General features: G+C 37.6%; 19 protein-coding genes and 1 tRNA gene. 10 read left to right on the forward strand and 10 right to left on the reverse strand.

What is annotated here, in order from left to right; genetic code table 11:
• Positions 1 to 105: 105 nt before the first annotated feature.
• Positions 106 to 321: a 50S ribosomal protein L31 gene (gene rpmE, locus Q0N70_RS06535; protein ID WP_013701421.1), complete on the reverse strand. Its 216-nt coding sequence runs from the start codon at positions 319 to 321 to the stop codon at positions 106 to 108.
• Positions 322 to 525: 204 nt separating this feature from the next.
• Between rpmE and Q0N70_RS06540 the strand changes: the two genes are divergently transcribed.
• From Q0N70_RS06540 to Q0N70_RS06555, 4 genes are all read left to right on the forward strand, one after another.
• Complete coding sequence (locus Q0N70_RS06540; RefSeq protein ID WP_294015126.1) at positions 526 to 1,179, forward strand: HAD family phosphatase; 654 nt, start codon at positions 526 to 528, stop codon at positions 1,177 to 1,179.
• A gap of 108 nt (positions 1,180 to 1,287) precedes the next feature.
• A complete protein-coding gene (locus Q0N70_RS06545) occupies positions 1,288 to 2,508 on the forward strand; it encodes a methyltransferase (protein ID WP_294015128.1) in 1,221 nt (406 codons plus the stop codon).
• Positions 2,505 to 4,238: a hypothetical protein gene (locus Q0N70_RS06550; RefSeq protein ID WP_294015130.1), complete on the forward strand. Its 1,734-nt coding sequence runs from the start codon at positions 2,505 to 2,507 to the stop codon at positions 4,236 to 4,238. Before Q0N70_RS06545 ends, Q0N70_RS06550 begins: the two co-directional genes overlap by 4 nt.
• 65 nt (positions 4,239 to 4,303) lie before the next feature.
• The gene (locus Q0N70_RS06555) at positions 4,304 to 6,004 is read left to right on the forward strand and encodes a P83/100 family protein (protein WP_294015132.1); all 1,701 of its coding nucleotides are present in this window, start codon (positions 4,304 to 4,306) and stop codon (positions 6,002 to 6,004) included.
• A gap of 66 nt (positions 6,005 to 6,070) precedes the next feature.
• Here Q0N70_RS06555 and Q0N70_RS06560 read toward each other — a convergent pair whose 3' ends face one another.
• The 3 genes from Q0N70_RS06560 to Q0N70_RS06570 are packed head-to-tail and all read right to left on the reverse strand — an operon-like array spanning position 6,071 to position 8,880.
• Positions 6,071 to 7,648, reverse strand: coding sequence for a glycogen synthase (locus Q0N70_RS06560; protein WP_294015134.1), 1,578 nt, complete (start codon positions 7,646 to 7,648; stop codon positions 6,071 to 6,073).
• Position 7,649: 1 nt separating this feature from the next.
• Positions 7,650 to 8,030, reverse strand: a complete 381-nt coding sequence (aroH, locus tag Q0N70_RS06565) for a chorismate mutase (protein ID WP_294015137.1) — start codon at positions 8,028 to 8,030, stop codon at positions 7,650 to 7,652.
• 19 nt (positions 8,031 to 8,049) lie between these two features.
• Positions 8,050 to 8,880: a hypothetical protein gene (locus Q0N70_RS06570; protein WP_294015139.1), complete on the reverse strand. Its 831-nt coding sequence runs from the start codon at positions 8,878 to 8,880 to the stop codon at positions 8,050 to 8,052.
• 75 nt (positions 8,881 to 8,955) lie between these two features.
• Between Q0N70_RS06570 and Q0N70_RS06575 the strand changes: the two genes are divergently transcribed.
• On the forward strand, positions 8,956 to 9,312 hold the full coding sequence (locus tag Q0N70_RS06575; protein WP_294015141.1) for a hypothetical protein: 357 nt from the start codon (positions 8,956 to 8,958) through the stop codon (positions 9,310 to 9,312).
• On the opposite strand, the gene Q0N70_RS06580 is transcribed toward Q0N70_RS06575, so the two are convergent.
• Entirely contained in the window at positions 9,309 to 9,995 is a 687-nt protein-coding gene (locus Q0N70_RS06580) for a hypothetical protein (protein WP_294015143.1), read from the reverse strand. The two genes, Q0N70_RS06575 and Q0N70_RS06580, sit on opposite strands and share 4 nt — an antisense overlap.
• Positions 9,996 to 10,035: 40 nt before the next feature.
• On the opposite strand from Q0N70_RS06580, the gene Q0N70_RS06585 reads away from it, so the two are divergent.
• Positions 10,036 to 11,439, forward strand: a complete 1,404-nt coding sequence (locus Q0N70_RS06585; protein ID WP_294015145.1) for an HD domain-containing protein — start codon at positions 10,036 to 10,038, stop codon at positions 11,437 to 11,439.
• Between the two features lie 4 nt (positions 11,440 to 11,443).
• Here the strand turns inward: Q0N70_RS06585 and rnc are convergent, their stop codons facing one another.
• The 4 genes from rnc to coaD form a co-directional block, all read right to left on the reverse strand.
• Complete coding sequence (gene rnc / locus Q0N70_RS06590) at positions 11,444 to 12,190, reverse strand: ribonuclease III (protein ID WP_294015147.1); 747 nt, start codon at positions 12,188 to 12,190, stop codon at positions 11,444 to 11,446.
• A 153-nt stretch (positions 12,191 to 12,343) separates the two neighbouring features.
• Positions 12,344 to 12,580, reverse strand: coding sequence for an acyl carrier protein (gene acpP, locus Q0N70_RS06595; RefSeq protein WP_013701409.1), 237 nt, complete (start codon positions 12,578 to 12,580; stop codon positions 12,344 to 12,346).
• A 14-nt stretch (positions 12,581 to 12,594) separates the two neighbouring features.
• Positions 12,595 to 12,783: a 50S ribosomal protein L32 gene (gene rpmF, locus Q0N70_RS06600; protein ID WP_013701408.1), complete on the reverse strand. Its 189-nt coding sequence runs from the start codon at positions 12,781 to 12,783 to the stop codon at positions 12,595 to 12,597.
• A 148-nt stretch (positions 12,784 to 12,931) separates the two neighbouring features.
• Entirely contained in the window at positions 12,932 to 13,429 is a 498-nt protein-coding gene (gene coaD / locus Q0N70_RS06605) for a pantetheine-phosphate adenylyltransferase (RefSeq protein WP_273352761.1), read from the reverse strand.
• Positions 13,430 to 13,588: 159 nt separating this feature from the next.
• Between coaD and Q0N70_RS06610 the strand changes: the two genes are divergently transcribed.
• The 3 genes from Q0N70_RS06610 (at position 13,589) to Q0N70_RS06620 (ending at position 15,766) form a co-directional block, all read left to right on the forward strand.
• Positions 13,589 to 14,260: a hypothetical protein gene (locus Q0N70_RS06610; RefSeq protein WP_294015154.1), complete on the forward strand. Its 672-nt coding sequence runs from the start codon at positions 13,589 to 13,591 to the stop codon at positions 14,258 to 14,260.
• Between the two features lie 96 nt (positions 14,261 to 14,356).
• A complete protein-coding gene (locus tag Q0N70_RS06615; protein WP_294015156.1) occupies positions 14,357 to 14,959 on the forward strand; it encodes a hypothetical protein in 603 nt (200 codons plus the stop codon).
• Positions 14,960 to 15,028: 69 nt separating this feature from the next.
• On the forward strand, positions 15,029 to 15,766 hold the full coding sequence (locus Q0N70_RS06620) for a HEAT repeat domain-containing protein (RefSeq protein ID WP_294015158.1): 738 nt from the start codon (positions 15,029 to 15,031) through the stop codon (positions 15,764 to 15,766).
• A gap of 154 nt (positions 15,767 to 15,920) precedes the next feature.
• On the opposite strand, the gene Q0N70_RS06625 is transcribed toward Q0N70_RS06620, so the two are convergent.
• Positions 15,921 to 15,994 (reverse strand) — tRNA-Arg (locus Q0N70_RS06625).
• A 55-nt stretch (positions 15,995 to 16,049) separates the two neighbouring features.
• Between Q0N70_RS06625 and Q0N70_RS06630 the strand changes: the two genes are divergently transcribed.
• Positions 16,050 to 16,640, forward strand: coding sequence for a nucleoside triphosphate pyrophosphatase (locus Q0N70_RS06630; protein WP_294015160.1), 591 nt, complete (start codon positions 16,050 to 16,052; stop codon positions 16,638 to 16,640).
• Positions 16,641 to 16,663: the final 23 nt, after the last annotated feature.

Consider the following 16,663-nt stretch of genomic DNA (forward strand, 5'->3'; position numbering starts at 1 on the left):
GTGAAAATATTCCGCTTCGCTTCATATTTTCACGGGCTCACGAGCCCGATAAAAAGAAAAAAAGCAGGCTTATTGCAGCCTGCTTTAAAATGTAAAAGAACAAACTTATTTTGTTTCTGTAGCTTTTACACCGTAGCGCTTGTTAAAGCGGTCAATGCGTCCTGCTGTATCAACAAGTTTCTGCTTTCCAGTATAGAATGGATGGCAGGCAGAGCAAATTTCAACATGAATATCTGACACTGTTGAGCGAGTTTCAATCACATTGCCACATACACAAGTGATTTTTGTAAGTTTGTAGTCTGGGTGAATTCCCTTTTTCATAACAACTCCTGTTCTTGCCCGGCATTAAAGAAAGACCGGTCAGCACTACATACACTTAAAAAAGTAGTGTTGTATCATTCCCTTACCGTTATCCAACAAATTAACGCCACAAGATAATTTTATTGTTCAACTAGTATATAAAAACAGCATATTATGGTCAATATTCAAATTGAATTTTCATAAAAATTTTCCTATAATTCTGACATGGAAGAAATAGAAGCATTTGTATTTGACATGGACGGAATCCTTCTTGACACAGAAACTATATGTGAAAAAACTTGGATAAAAGCAGGAAAAGAATTTGGAATTCAAGATAAAAAATCCATGGAACTATTCAAAAAATGCATCGGAACAAACAAAAACGACACATTCAATATTCTAAAATCTTCTCTTGGTGATGATTTTGCGGCTCAAAAATTTATGGAGCAAACTTCAGTTTTTTTCTCGGAAATTGAAAAATCAGAAGGAATTGCGCTTATGCCTTTTGCAAAACAAACGCTAGAATATTTAAAAGACAAAGGTTACAGACTTGCGCTTGCATCTTCAACAAGAGGCCTGGTCGTAAAAAGACAGCTAGAAAACGCAGGATTGCTTTCATTTTTTGAGTCATTGTCAACAGGAGATCAAGTTTCCCATTCAAAGCCGGATCCAGAAATATACAGACTTGCCTGCAAAAGCTTAAATCTTCCGCCTGAAAAATGCGCGGCAGTAGAAGACAGCCCAAACGGAATAAAAAGCGCAAAATCAGCAGGACTTTTTACAATCATGGTTCCAGACAGAATAGAGCCAGATGAAGAGCTTCTAAAAAAAGTAAATTTTCTTTGCTCAAATTTAAGTGAACTTAAACTGAAATTTTAAAATTCCGCGCCTCATAAATTAAAAAGAGAATTTATTGTAAAAACCATTGCCCAAAAGAACTAAAATGCAACCATTGTAAACTATGTTTTTTTGAGATATAATTTTGGAATGTCAATGGAAGTAATCGCAGGAAAAATGGTCTTTGGCGGAGATTGCATAGCGGAAAACAGCGAAAAGAAAATTTTTATCCCATATACAATTCCCGGCGAAAAAGTCGAAATTGAAATTGAAAAAGACTTTAAAGACTACAGTGTTGCGAAAAATCTAAATATAATAGAAAAATCCAGATACAGAACTGTCCCCTTTTGTCCTTACTACGGAAAATGCGGAGGATGCAACCTTCAGCACATAGAGCCAGAATTTCAAAGGCAGCTAAGAGTTCAAACTTTAAAAGACGCTTTTTTCCGCGAAGGAATTGAAGTTCCGCAGATCCAGATTGTCTCAGGTACAGACAAAGGTTACAGAGCAAGGTTTCAGCTGCACGACGGCGGATTAATGGGAAAAAGAAGCAATGAAATTATTCCAATTGACCAGTGTCCTTGCGCCACAGAAGAAGTAAATAAATATTTAAAGGAAATTCCATTCACAGAGCGTCCAAAAGGAAGAATTCATATTTTCGGAAGCAAAAACATAGCTTCAATTCCCGACGGATTCGACAAAATCGTGGTTGCAGAACAATCAGAGAAAAAGCAAATTCCAATAAAAAATAACGGAAAAAAACAAAAAAAGGCAAAAGCACGGTACGAAGGAACATTTTCAGAATCAAGAAGCGCCTGCACAGTAAAAATTCTTGACAAAAGCATAACTTTTGATGCTCTGGGATTTTTTCAGTCCAACCTTGAAGTGCTAGAAAAGTCAATACCTCTTATAACGGGTGGAATTTCTGGAAAAAACGTGCTTGATATGTATTCCGGGGCTGGCACATTTTCTGTTTTTCTTGCAGACAGTTTTGAAAATATTGTTTTGGTAGAACACAATAAAAGCGCAGTTGTTTATGCCGAGCAAAATCTCGCAGAAAAAAAACACAAAAGTTTTGGCGTAAGCGGAGATGTCTGGGTAAAATATCATGCTGAAACCTGTATAAAGGAATGCGGAAATTTTGATGCAATTGTAATAGACCCTCCAAGAAGCGGAATGGAAAAATCCGTGCAAAAATGGCTTCAAGATTCTAAAATTCCTCAGATAAGAAGCCTTTCGTGCGATCCTTCAACACACGCGAGGGATGCAAAAGCTCTTATAAATTCCGGGTACAGATTAGAAAAACTGTTTCTTTTGGATTTTTATCCGCAAACTGGACATATTGAAAGCCTTGGATATTTTGAAAAATGAGAAAACTGTCTAAAAGAATATACATCATAATATTTTTTATAGCAAAAATAATGTTCTTATCTGCGCAAAATTCTTTTACATCGCAGGAAATTGATTTAACAACTGAAAATCCTTCTTTTGTGTCTGTGCTTGGCGGAAACATATTGTGCCAACCTATAAAAACAAGCTACGGTTACATTGCCGCAGGAGACGGAAAACAGATTTTGGGCTTTTCAAAACTTGGAAAATTATTATGGCAAAGAGCAGCTCCTGGAAGACTAAAGCCATTTGTTACAGAAGGTCCGGCGGATTTAATTTACGGAGCAACAACAGATTCCACTCTTTTTATGATGAATTCTTCAGGACTTGTCTTGTGGACACAAAAATCGGATTTCAGCATAGAAGAAGCACCCTTGTGCGGAAAAGACGGAAGAATTTTTATCCGCGGAATAAACGGAATTTCTTGCTACGGATTAAAAGGCGTAAAAAGGTGGCAGATTGAAACCGAAGAGCAAAATATTTCAATTCCGCTTGTAGCGCTAAATGACGGCACAATTTTAGCATTTCTTTCAAGAACTCACGATGGAAAATCAATTGCAAAAAGGATTTCCCCATTCGGAATAGAAAAAGAAGAAATTATTTTTGCAGGCCAAGTTTTGCAGGCAGTTTCATGCAAAGAAGGCGTTGCGCTCGCATTTTCAGACGGAAGCATAGGACTTTGCTCTGTAAACGAAAATGGAGCTTTCTCAAAATGGACTTTTCTAAAAAAAGATTCTGGTTCGGCAAAACTTTCAGAAATTTCAGGAAAAATAGCGGCAATATACAGAGACTCAGTTTACTATTTAAATGAAAAAAATGGCGGAAAAATTTCAGAATTTAAAAATGAAGTGCAAAATTTTTTCTATTATGAGCACACGTCTCAAGGCCTTGTAATTTGCGGCGCGCGTAACGGAGCTTGCTACAAGGAAGATGGAACAATTTCATGGAAAGCAAAATTCAGTCCGCAGAAAAAATGGAATTTCGTTTTTGCTTCAGATTCCGGCTACCTTGTTTTCTGCATGAGCAACTGGGCTTTAGAAGCATTTCAAACCAGGCTGAATTTTTCAAAATCGCAAGATTCATTTATAGAAAAAAAAGTTTCACCATACAGCTATAAGTATTCCGGAATAAAGTCAAATGATTTTTCAGGGCGCGCAATAAATGAAAATCTTGCATTTCAAATGAAAGAAAAATTTTCACAAGGAAATTTCGGGACGGAAGAAGAAAACTGGAATTCCTTAATTCAAAGCGAACTTGATTCTCTTTACGAAGACTGGACAAAAACAGAAAATCTTTTTTACAACGAAAAGCCTTATTTCAAGCGAAACATTGATTACTGCCAAGAACTCATAGAACTGGAAAGCGAAAGCGGAATTTACTTTGGAAAAATTTCTTCACTTCTAAAGAAAACAAGCGACCCTTCACTATTGCTTTGCCTTGTAAGAGCCGCCGGAAAAAGTTCTTTCGATCCGCAAGGAGAACTTCTTTCTTCTATTGAAATTATTTTAAAAACAAAAACAAGCAAAAACGACAAGAAGCTTTTGCAGGAAATCGCTGACTCAACATACGAAATCTGCCGTTTTATGGGACGGCCTTCATTTTTCAGAAAAGGCCAGGAAATTTTAAAATATATGCTTTATCCGCAGTATGACAAAGAAACAAAAGATTACGCTCTAAAAACTCTCGATAAAATTATTGAAGCCCAGCTTTAACTTTAAATGTATTTTCGTAGAATTTTTTAAGAAACCATGATAAAATATTTTAGTCTGGAGGAAATATGAACAGAAAGTTTTTAGCCTCGCTGATTTTTGCGGCAGGCTCAGTATTTTTCGTTTCGGCGCAAAATGTAAACGAAAGGGAACTTAGAAGCGCAGGAGACGCAAGCACAATTGTCTTTGAAAACTACGAAGGTCCTCATTCTGTAATTGAAACAGCAGCCGCTATAAATTCAATTGGAGCAGGACTTGGAAATCAGCTTAAAAACGCAGGAACTCAATCAAGCGGAACATTCGGCGCAAATGGAAAATATACAGTTATTCATGCAGTTGATCCTTCCGAACAAGGAAAACTTGACGCAGATATTATCCTTATAAATCCGAATGCAACAGTTGACCACATCAGAAACTTGCGAAGAATCATTGCATCTTATTTGAGCGCGGCTTACGGATATTCGCAGCAGGACGCTTCAACGGTCGCAACATTTGTTACTGTATACAATGCAGTTTATAGAAATCAGCTCGACACATTCAAATCAAAATACAAAAACATTGTAATCAACAATCTCACAGCGCAAAAATGCGGACTTTCAATAAAATGGAACGAATGGCCAGGAAATTCGCAGATTGTAATTCCGCTTGGAGAATATGCAGAAGGCGGACTTTCTTCTGTAGACACTTCTGTTATCAGCGACAAAAAAGTCGTAGAATCCATGAAGGAAGACGATGACAAAGGCGTTGACGAGCGCAAAAATATGGTTGATATAAAAGAGCGCGAAGCTGAAAACGCAGAAACCAAAGCTCAGGAAGCTGCAAAAGAAGCGGCTCAAGACAAGCAGGCTTTAGACGAGCAGAAAAAAAATCAGGCTCAAGCTGAAAAAACAGCGCAGGCAAAACAAAACGAAGCAGACAAAGCAAAAAAAGATGCTGAAAACGCCCAGAAAGAAGCAGCCGCAGATCCGCAGAACAAAGCAAAGCAGGATGAAGCAAAACAAGCTGAGCAAAAAGCTGAAAACGCTCAAAAAGAAGCTGACCAGGCAAAATCAAATGCTGAACAGGAACAGCAGAAAACTCAGCAGCAACAGCAGAAAGCCGATGAATCTGCAAAAAAAGCTGAAGAGCAGCAGCAGAAAGCCGACAAAAAACTTGATGAAGCTCAAAACGAAAGAATGGAAATTGCAAAAGATCAGCAGGAAATTCTTGAATCAGAACTTAAACAGCTTGAAGACGGCACTGTAATTGGTTTGAAAGTTGTAAAAGAAGCGGATTACTTAAGCACACTTGTAAAAGTAAACTCAAAAACTGGAAAAGTCGTAAAAGAATCGCCGGTAAAAGTTATCCGCGGAAGAACAATAATCGCAGTTCAGGATGCAGTTGTCGGAGTTGCGACAGGGGCCTCATTCCCGAAAACTTCCGGAGACTCAACATTCTACATGGCTATTTGCGGTGAAAATTCAGGAAAAGGCGCTATAAAACTTTGCCTGATTGACGCATTCAAAATGGAGATTCAAAAGGAATCAGAAGAAAATGTTTCTGAGCATTCAGTTCTTGTAAACAACGGAAGCAATTTTTACTGTGTAATTCAGGATAAATCTGGCTGGGTTCTTGGCCGCTATGACAAATCCCTCAACTTGATTCAGAAAAGCGCGGTAAACATTTCAGAAAGCACTCCGATTACAATTACAGGAAAAGGAATTGTTGTTACAAATTCAAATAATATTCCTGTGCTTCTTTCAGTTTCTGATTTGTCAGTTATAGAATAGTAAAATTCATAAAAAAGGCTGGCCAGAAAATTTGCATTTTTTGGTCAGACATCTATTCAAAAAAAATCAGCTAGCAAGAAGTTTTTTATAAAGCTCTTCATAAATCAGCGCAACTTTGTTCCAAGAATATTTTTCATGAATATATCTTGAAGCGTAAGAAATCATGCCCTTAAAAATATCGCGCCCAGCATAACGCATTATATTCACCAAGGACGCAAGTTCAGTTTGCAAGGATTCAGAAGTATTGGGAAAATAAAGCCAGCCAGTTTCATCATCCACAATTTTACAAAGTCCGCCAGTAGCATGGGCAACAGGCAAAGTTCCAAACGTCTGCGCAATGAAATCTTCAAGTCCGCACGGCTCAAAATAACTTGGATGCAATGAAAAATCAACAGCGGCAACTGCAAGCCGGGCAATGGATTTGTTGTATCCTTTTATATAGACACATTTTCCGCGCCATTTTTCAGTAAAACGAATCAAAGAATTTTCAAGCTCAACAGAACCTTGTCCTGCAAAAATAAATCTTACAGGTAAATCCGAACTGAACATTTTTTCGGCGGAATCAAGCATAACTTCAATTCCCTTTTGATGAACAACCCTCCCGTGATATGCAATGTAAGTAAAATCAGATTTTTTTTCAGCGGAATCAATAAAGCCAAACTGCAAAGTTCCATCCGCAAAATTTTTGGAATCAAGGCTTTTCTTTGAAGCGAATTTTTCCAAAAAGAAATCTCGACATTTATATTTTCCTTCCAAGTCATTTTTTAAAGGATCAAACTCAAAAGGCAGAAGCGACTTTTTTTTATCAGAAGGCTCATACTTTGAAAAATCAATTCCGTTTGTAATTCCAATCAGCTCAATTTCTTTTTTCTTAAATCCTTCTGAAAGCCCAGCTGTATCAGTTTTGCCAGAAATAATTTCATCCGCATACTCTGGAGAAACCGTAGTAAGGCAGGCATTTTCCGAAGCCAAAAGAAAAGGCTCTATGCACGAACCATTTTTTCCTTTTTCAAGAATTTTTTGGGGAAGTCCTGAAAAACGCTCGGCTTCTTCAATATTTTTAAATTCATGATGATACCCAGGACCGGCATTATGAATTGTCACAACAAATTTTGTTTTTGAAAAAAAATCGCTTACATTAGGCATAAAACGCGCAAAAACTGGAATCATTGCTGCAGGAGCATCTTGGCAATGCACAATGTTTGGAATTTCATCATTAAGGCAATTTTTTGAATAGTACACAACAGACTTTTGAAAAAGCATATTCAGAAAACCTTTATCAACATGACCTTCTCCCTGCCGATGTTCAGGATTTTGCTTTTGCTCATCAAAAGTGTAAGTGTAAACAGCTTTTTTTTCAGAGAAAGAATTGTGCCGGATAAAAATTATTTCAACGCCATTGAAAATTCCGCGCGAGAAAAAAACTTCAGTAGAAATTCCGTTTATGTCAAAAGAAACAGAATCCCGCCAAGTTTCAGAAAAATTTTCAACACGGGACAAATCGGTGCAGCCATAAAGCGGAATAAAAACACAAATTTTGTGTCCTAAATGCAAAAGGCTTTCAGCCAAAGAACAGGCAACATTTTTTACACCGCCCGCCTCCGCAATTCCTGCATATTCTCTTGAAACAAGCCAAATGTTCAATTTATTTTCCTTTTGAAAAATCAGGCCGAAGTTTTTCTGCGCCATTAATGTAAACATGAACAGGCTTTTTTTCAGCAGGAAGATAAGCTGTAACTAGAACTCTTACAACTTGAGGCAACATTCCATCTATAGAAGCTTCCTGAGAAACAAAAAGCGCAAGCAAAGATGTGTCAATTCCAACCTCGCTTTTTCTAAGAGCAGCGGCGGCATTCATGCAGTGCAAATCCTGCGTCATTGTAAAATGAACAGAAATAATATCATCAGGCTGCAAATTATTTTCTTTAAAAATCAAGCGGCACATTTCACCGACATTTTCTTTTATTGACTCCGGAGTATTTTCTGCGCAGACAGCTCCGCGAATTCCAAAAATTCTTTTTTCCATTTTTATCCTCAAATTTTTTTTAGCGCATTGATTTTACAGCATTTATAATCTGGGCAGCATCTCCAGTTTTAAACATTTCCTCAAGTTGCGGAAATTTCTGAAGCATCGCTCCAAGTTTTTCAAGCTGCGCCAAAGTTCTGTCCTGCTCAACAAAAAATTCCGCCTGCGATTCAGCCTTTTTCGCCATTTTAGAATTCAAAAGATCAAGATAAGACGCATAGTTCGCCTTCGCAAGATTGTAAAGCTCAACATCTGGAATTTTTGAATCAAGAAGCTCGACTGAAGAAATTAAAATTCCATCAAACTCAGAAGCCTTTTTTTCAATTACCTCTTGAATTTCTTTTTGGCTTAATGCGGAAGGTTTTACCATGGAAGAAGATGAAACAAGATATTCCGCAACAAGTGAAGCCGCAAGTTTTGCCTTCGCATCGTAAAATCCTTTTAAATCTTCATTTGAAGTTATTTTATTTTCAGAAACCAGCTTGTAAATTCCTTCAGGAGAAAGGCTCATCGAAACTGAAATTTCAACATTGTATGAAAAGTCAACTTTTTTATCAGAAAAACGTGAACTATAAAATGCCGCGCTCGGAAGTTCTCCAGAAACAGACTGATTTGTTTTGTAAACTGCAAGGTCAAAAATTTCCAGCGAAACATTTGTTGGAAGAAGCCGCTCCCATCTCCAAGTGAAAACTCCGGGAACGACAGCAGAATGATACAATCCGCCTGTTTTTGATTTCATTATAGCGCAAGTTCCAGGGCGCACATAAAATTGAATCCATCCAATAAAAAAAACTACCGCTGAAAAAATCAACAAAACTATAAAATTAGCAAAAAACTTCTTTACTTTCATTTTGCCCCACTCGATAAATTATGCTTTTTCTATTATACTGCTTTATATAAATATTTTAAAGCAAATTCACAGAAAATGGATTCCTTAAACAGATTAAAAAAAATCAACCGCTCTTTTCTCTTTAAACTCACAGGACGCACTTCTCTTTTTTTATTTCTGTTTTCCGTTTTTCTTATAGTTCTTTATGTTAGCGGCTCTTACCAAGATTTTCTTGACAGCACGCTGAATTTTATCTTGACTTCATGTTCAGCAACTATTTTAGGCCTTTTTGTTTTTTCCGCAGCCGGAATTCTTCAAAGCATTATTTTATTTTTCATATCCAAAAGAAAATCATACTGGATTTATTTTTTTGTATATATTCTTTCGTGCGTTTTTTCCGCGGGGATTTTTTTTCTTGCAAGAACAATTTCAATCATGGCAAAAGGAATTTAAATTTTTACTTCGCAATGATACGGAGCAAAAATCAAAAAAGCGCCTTTTGAAGCAAAAAGTTTCGCCGGATTTTTATGCAAAAAATTTTCTTTTGAAATTCTATTTGAAACGCTTGCCATTCCTTTTTTTCTAAAGCAGTTCCATTCAAATCCTTCTGCTTCAATAAAAGAATTGTCAAAATTATTGGTAAGGCGCGAAACTGAAATTCTGTCTTCAATCTGCAAATTAAAAACTTCCGCAGATTTTTTTTCAGCAAGAAAATAAACAGCCTGATTCACACAAAGCCAAACGTCAGCATGAAAATCTTCAGAAAAGGAATCATAAATTGAAATAAGATGATCCAGGCAGCCGCCGTTTCCGCCAACAAGAACAACCGTTGCAGTTTTGCAAATTTTCCTTGCAGTAAAAAGCGCAAGCTCAGTATCTGTAAAATCCTTGTCGCTTGGAAAAAGCTCCCGCGTTGCAGTTTTATATTTTTCAAGCAAAGAAAAATTTTTCAAGCTGTCCATGTCGCCAAGAATCAAATCCGGCGCAAAATCTTCACCCAAAAACTCCGCGTACAAATCAAAAGTTTCAAGTCCAGAATCAGCGGCAATAACATAGTCAGGCTTGCATCTTTCAAAAAAAGGCTGCGAGGTTTCTGGAGACGGAGCTTCTCCCCCGGTAAAAATAAAAATGTTCATAGATAGAAATTCCGTTCAAAATTTGATATTGTATGTTACCATGTTTTCATCAAAAAGTGTAAAAATTCCAGAGAAACTAATCAAAGTCAGCAAAATTTTTTCAGACAACGGATTCAAGTCATATCTTGTTGGCGGAGCTGTCCGTGATATGCTGATGGGAAAAGCCTGCCACGACTACGACATTGCGACAAATGCGACTCCAGAGCAGGTAATGAAAATTTTCAGAAATGTAATACCGACTGGAATTGCGCATGGAACTGTAACAATTCACATTTTTGGACTTGAACTTGAAACAACAACTTTCAGAACAGAAACAGAATATTCAGACGGACGGCATCCTGACAAAGTCAAATACGCAGACACAATCGAAGAAGATCTTTCACGGCGCGACTTTACAATGAATGCAATTGCCGCAGAGCTTTCAACAGGAAAAATCACAGATCCATTTAACGGACAAAAAGACATTCAAGGCAAAATAATCAGGACAGTCGGAAATCCATTAGAGAGATTTTCAGAAGACGGACTTCGGCCTGTAAGAGCAATAAGATTTTCTGGGCAGCTCGGATTTGAAATTGAAGAAAAAACATTTGACGCAATCTCGCAAAAAGAAATTCTAAAAAAAGTTGAAGGCATTTCCACAGAAAGATTCCGCGACGAATTCTGCAAAATCCTTCAGACAGAAAAACCTAGCGTTGGGCTTAAACTACTGGAACAGACAGGAATTCTAAAAATATTTATTCCGCAGTTTTCTGTTTGCAGAAATTGTCTCCAGCAGGACGAACGAGGATTCCATGAATTTGATGTTGCAGATCATATTTTATACGCCTGCGATGGCTGCCCAAAAGAAAATCTTACAGTCCGTCTTGCAGCTTTTTATCACGACATAGGAAAACCTGAATCCAAAACAATCGAAACAGTCAACGGCAAAGAAAGAATTCATTTTCACGGACATGAGCAGATTTCAGCGGAAAAAGCAAAAGCGTCAATGGCTTCCCTAAAATTTTCAAATGATGAAATAAAAAAAGTAAGCCACCTTGTAAAAGAACACATGTTTCACTATGAAAGCAGCTGGACAGATTCGGCAGTGCGCAGATTTATAATAAGAGTTGGCGCGGAAAATCTTGATGACATTTTTCTTTTGCGGCTTGCGGACATTTACGGAATGCACAGAGTTCCGCTTCAGCAAAACAGTCCGTCCTGGAATCTTCTTGTTGAATTGAAAAAGCGGATTGAAAAACTTTTGAACGAAAATTCTGCGCTAAGCCTGAAAGATTTAAAAGTGAACGGAAAAGATTTAATGGCGGAAGGAATTCCAAGCGGAAAAATAATGGGAAAAATTCTAAACGAGCTTTTTGAAACTGTAACTGACTCTCCAGAAATGAACGACAAAGAAAAGCTAATCAGCCTTGCAAAAAAACTATTCAGCGAAAAATATTCTGCTTAGAATTTTACTCAATTCCAAGAGCTTTGCAAGCAACGCCAGCCGCAGCCTGCTCCGCCGACTTTTTATTTTTTCCGCTAGCAGGTCCATAAACAGCATCTCCGAGTTTTACAGAAACATAAAAAATTCTGTCATGGTCTGGTCCTGTTGTCTTTACAAGCGAATAAGAAGGACAAGCGTTTGTTTTTTTCTGATAAAATTCCTGAAGCAAAGTTTTATAATCCTTGCTTCCGTGATCGCTTTGAACTTTTCTTATTTCAGGAATAATCAGTTCAAGAACAAGCCTCTCCGCGCTTTCATATCCAGAATCAATATACAAAGCACCTATAACAGCCTCAACAGCATCTGCCAGAATAGCCTTTTTTGTTCTTCCGCCAGAAAGCTCCTCGCCTTTTCCAAGCACAAGATATTTGTCAATGTGCATTTTTTCAACAGCAATCGGCGCAAGAGACTGCTCGCTTACAACATTCGCTTTTATTTTTGCAAGATCGCCTTCTTTGTTCTGCGACATATCATTATACAAAAATGCAGCAGTCGCAAGTCCAAGCACGCTGTCCCCAAGAAATTCAAGACGCTCATTGTTATATCTCTTATAGGAAGTATTTTCGTTTGAATAAGATCTGTGATGAAACGCCAAATCCAGCAAAGAATAATTTTTAAAATGAAGCTTTAAATGCCTGCAAAATTCATCAAGCTCCTTTTTTCTTTCTCTTGTCAAACTTTTTTCTGGATAAAAAAGACCTTTAAAACCCATTTTATAATCCGAACAAAATTAAAAAAAAACACCGAAACAAAACAAACCAAATTCAAAGGCTTGAATCCACCGATTTTACATTTTGGCAAACAGCAAATAAACAAAAAAAGCACAGCCATCAGACTGTGCCTCGCTAAAACTGAAAATCAGAAATTACTGCTGCTGAGACTTGATGTAGTCGTAAGCATCTTTTACAGTTTCAAATTCATTAGCCTTGTCATCAGGAATAGAAACACCCATTTCCTCTTCAATAGCATAAACAAGCTCATAAGTGTCAAGGCTGTCTGCTCCAAGGTCGCCACGGAAAGATGCATCCATTGTAACTTTTGACTCATCAATTCCGAGTTTTTCAGCGATAAGCTTCTGAATCTTTACAAACAATTCGTCCATTTTAGTCTCCTGATTTAGCCATTAACTTCTGGAGTAAGAACCTGACGGCCCTTGTAGAAACCGCATTTCTTGCATACGTGGTGCGGAAGAACCAAGTTTCCGCAGTTTCCGCATGCTACAAGATTCGGTGTGTCAAGATGCATATTAACGCCACGTCTTCTCTTGGTTACAGCTTTTGAAGTTTTCGATCTAGGTACTGCCATAATATATCCTCGCTATAATTTTTAGTCGTCTGTATAACGGTTTTTGATATTACTACAGATTCCTATTTCTTGTCAAGAATTATACTTGCATTATGAAACATTTGTCAATGAATTTCATCATCTTTTTATGACATTTTGACGATTTTTGTTATTTTGAAACAGAATTCTGCTCAAAAAACTTCTTTCTCATCTCGATTTCAACAAGTTTTGGAACCATTGTGCTTATGTCGCCGCCAAAACGGGCAACTTCCTTTATGCTGCTTGAGCGCACAAGAAAATATTTCTGCGCAGTCGGAATCAAAAGAGTTTCAACATCGCTGTTCAGGTGCTTGTTCATAAGGGAAAGATCAAACTCATGCGAAAAGTCCATGGCATTCCGCACTCCCCTAATCAGCACATTTGCGCCAGATTTTCTGCAGTAGTCGGCAACAAGTGTATTCCATATATGAACAGTAACATTTTTGTAGTTTTCAGTAAGCTTTATAAGCAAGTCGTAGCGTTCCTTGTCAGAAAAAAGACATTTTTTGTCAGGATTTACAGAAATCAAAACATCAATCTTATCAAAAAGGCGGCTCGCTCTTTCTATTATATTCAAATGTCCGTAAGTCGGAGGATCAAAGGAACCCGGAAAAACAGCTGTAGTCATGCAGATATTTTAGCAGATTTCATGATTTTTAACAATGAAAACAAAATCAATAAAATACTGAAATTTTTTTCGCAAATGTGGCTTGCAATAAAATTACATTTATGATACATAACATATCTTATAAATAAAAACTGTTATATTTATTAGGAGATTTCTTTTATGAAAAAAATTACAACACTTTTTGCCGCGCTCGCATTGTGCTTTTCAGTTTCAGCAAAAACTTGGACAAACTACGCAGGATTTGGTTGGAGAATTCCAACTTCGACAACTGTAAAATCAGACGACAGCAGCATGGACTTTGACATCAAATTCAAGAACCAGACAGGACTTTCACTTGACTACGCAGGAACACACGAAAGCGGATTTTCTATGCGCGCCATTCTTGACATCAATTATTCAAATTCAAACCTCAAAGTTGGAGATGATGATGACGAACTGAAAGGCTTGAACGGACTTTTTCTTGTTGGAGCTGGATACGCGCCAATCTGCACAGACAAAATGTTCCTCGGAGTTTACGGTGTTCTTGGAGCAGATGTAACTGTGCTCTACCGCGACAAAACAAGTTATTCATCTTATTCTAAAACTGAAAGTGAATACAGCTTGACACATACAGCCTCTGTTCTTGGAGCAAACGCAACATTCGTTTACACTCCAGCAAAGCATTTTTCACTTTTCGCATCAGTATGCGCAAACTATATGTTCCCAGCAAAAATACAAGCAGAAAAGACGCTAAAAGAAAATGGAACAAAAATTTTTGACAGCGATGAAAAGTATGACTACAAAGGAGCTTTTAAATTTGTTCCTACAGTAGGAATCTGCTGGAAATTCTAACTTCCTGCGCAAAAAGGTGCCTGCAGCAATGCAAGCGCCTTTTTTTAACAATACTTTTAATTGACCAAACAAGACAAAGATATTAAAATTGCTCCCATGGAAAAATTCTTTACAAAACTAAGCTTAATTTCAGTATTTGCATTTTTATCCTGCGCCTCCGCACCTGTAGAAAAAGCTCCGCAGATAGAAGAGCAGCCAGCAAAACCAGTAGTAATAGAAGAACCAGAGCCAGCTCCAGTTCAGGAAATTGAAGAAGAGCCTGTAGTTGTTGAAAAAGTAGACGATGAATACACAAGATCAACAACAGCTGTTTCAGTTTCAAAGGAAGTTTTCAACGAAGACAAGTCAAGAATTCTCAGTATAATCAAAGATCTTGATACTTATATGAAAAACCTGGACTACCGCGGCTGGATTTCATACCTTGACGCAGACAGCCTGAACTATTGGTCAAAAAGGCAGAATCTTCAGAAAGCGGCGAACAGGCTTCCTAAAAAAGGCCTAAGGCTGAATACAATCGAAGACTATTTCAAATTTGTCTTTATTCCAGCAAGAGCCGGGCACACAGTTGACGAAATCCGCTACGAAACAAAATCCCTCGTAAAAGCAGTTCAAGTTCAGGACAATACAGATGTTGTCTACTATAACTTTCACAAAGTCAACGACCAATGGAAACTTGTGCTTCCAAAGAACGCGGACTAAGCTACATTTTTCTTGCTTTTTTGCGAAATATATTCTAAACTTGAAAAGATTCCATAAGGAGGAATAGTTATGAAAGTATCAAAGCTGATTGCAGGCGCCTGTTGTATTTTTATTTGCCAGGCAGTTTTTGCACAGGAACAGCAAAATGAAAAAGACCAGACTTCAAGAAACGAAACGACTGTAGAAGATGAATACTTAAGCAGCGTACAAGATGTAATAATTGGAGAACTTGCCGCTTCCGATGAATATGACAATAAGAATGTAGCATTGCAATACTTGGAGGAAGCTGTTGGATCAGGAAGAACTTCTCCAGACATGACAGCAGCCCTTTCCCGCCTTGCAGGTGAAGGAATAAAAACCCAGTCGCGTACAAACGGCCGCGTAATGAACAACTTCCCGGACATTCGTGCAAAAGCCTGCGATCTTCTTGGAGAAATTCCTACAGTTGAATCAAAGAATATGCTTGTTTCAATTGCTACAGAAGACAAAGAGCCTATGGTTGTTACAGCTGCAATCCGCTCATTGGGAAATATCGGAATGAATGACGATGACGATGTTGTAAACATGATTGAATTTGTGCATAAAAAATATGCCGCGCTCAATCCTACAAGTTCGCTTGCGCTCGAAGTTCTTAACGCTTACGAAAAGCTTGCTCCTACAGTTCAGAATAAAAATGGAATGATTCAGTCCATTTCTTCAATTGGAACAAACTATAAATATGTAAGACCTGTAAGAGAAAAGGCATTTCAGCTTTTAAAGTCCATTCAGGCAAGCAATAATTCAAACAATAATAAAGAGGGAAAATAAAAAACTGCGGGCGTTTCATTCGCCTGCAAATTTTACATAAGCGGCTGAACATTAGACCACAGTCGCTTTGCCACAAAAACTCTTGATTTTATATTCGGATTTTTCTACACAATCAGTTTTGACTTTGGAAAGAATTTTATTTCTAAAAAATGACTGAGAGATACGGGATTCGAACCCACAACCTTCGGCTCCGGAGGCCGACGCTCTATCCAGTTGAGCTAATCTCCCGAAAAGCAAGAATAGATTATATTTTTGCTTTTAAAATGTCAACTGAAAAAACATTATGGAACCAATAATATTAGCATCATCTTCTCCTAGGCGGCAAGAGATTTTAAAATTCCTAAACATTCCGTTTATTGTAAATCCTGCGGATATTGACGAAACAATTCCTGATGACATAAAGCCAGAGGAAGCCGCAGAATTTTTAGCAGCAAGAAAAATCGATGCGGTTGCAAGAAAAATTCCGGCGGAAAATGAAATCGGATGGATTTTGGCAGCGGACACAATAATTCTCCACAAAAATAAAATCTTCGGAAAGCCAAAAAATCAGGATGAGGCAAGAGAATTCCTAAATTCATTGCAAGGAACAACTCACAAAGTAATCACAGGAATCGCGCTTTTTAATGGAACCGCCCACTACATGACCACAAGAACAAGCGTAAACAAAGTAACTTTTGCCGCAATGTCAGAAGCCGAAATTGAATCCTATCTTGAAACAAGCGAATGGCACGGAGCCGCGGGCGCATATAGAATTCAGGGAAAAGCTTCTTGCTTTATAAAGAAAATCGAAGGAACTGAAAGCTCTGTTATGGGCTTGCCTATTTTTGAGCTATATGATATGCTTAAAGAGCAAAATTATAAGTTTACAGTTTGATAAACGATTTTGCCGGACATTTT

Origin of the sequence: uncultured Treponema sp. (assembly GCF_945873775.1) — a bacterium.
GTDB lineage: Bacteria > Spirochaetota > Spirochaetia > Treponematales > Treponemataceae > Treponema_D.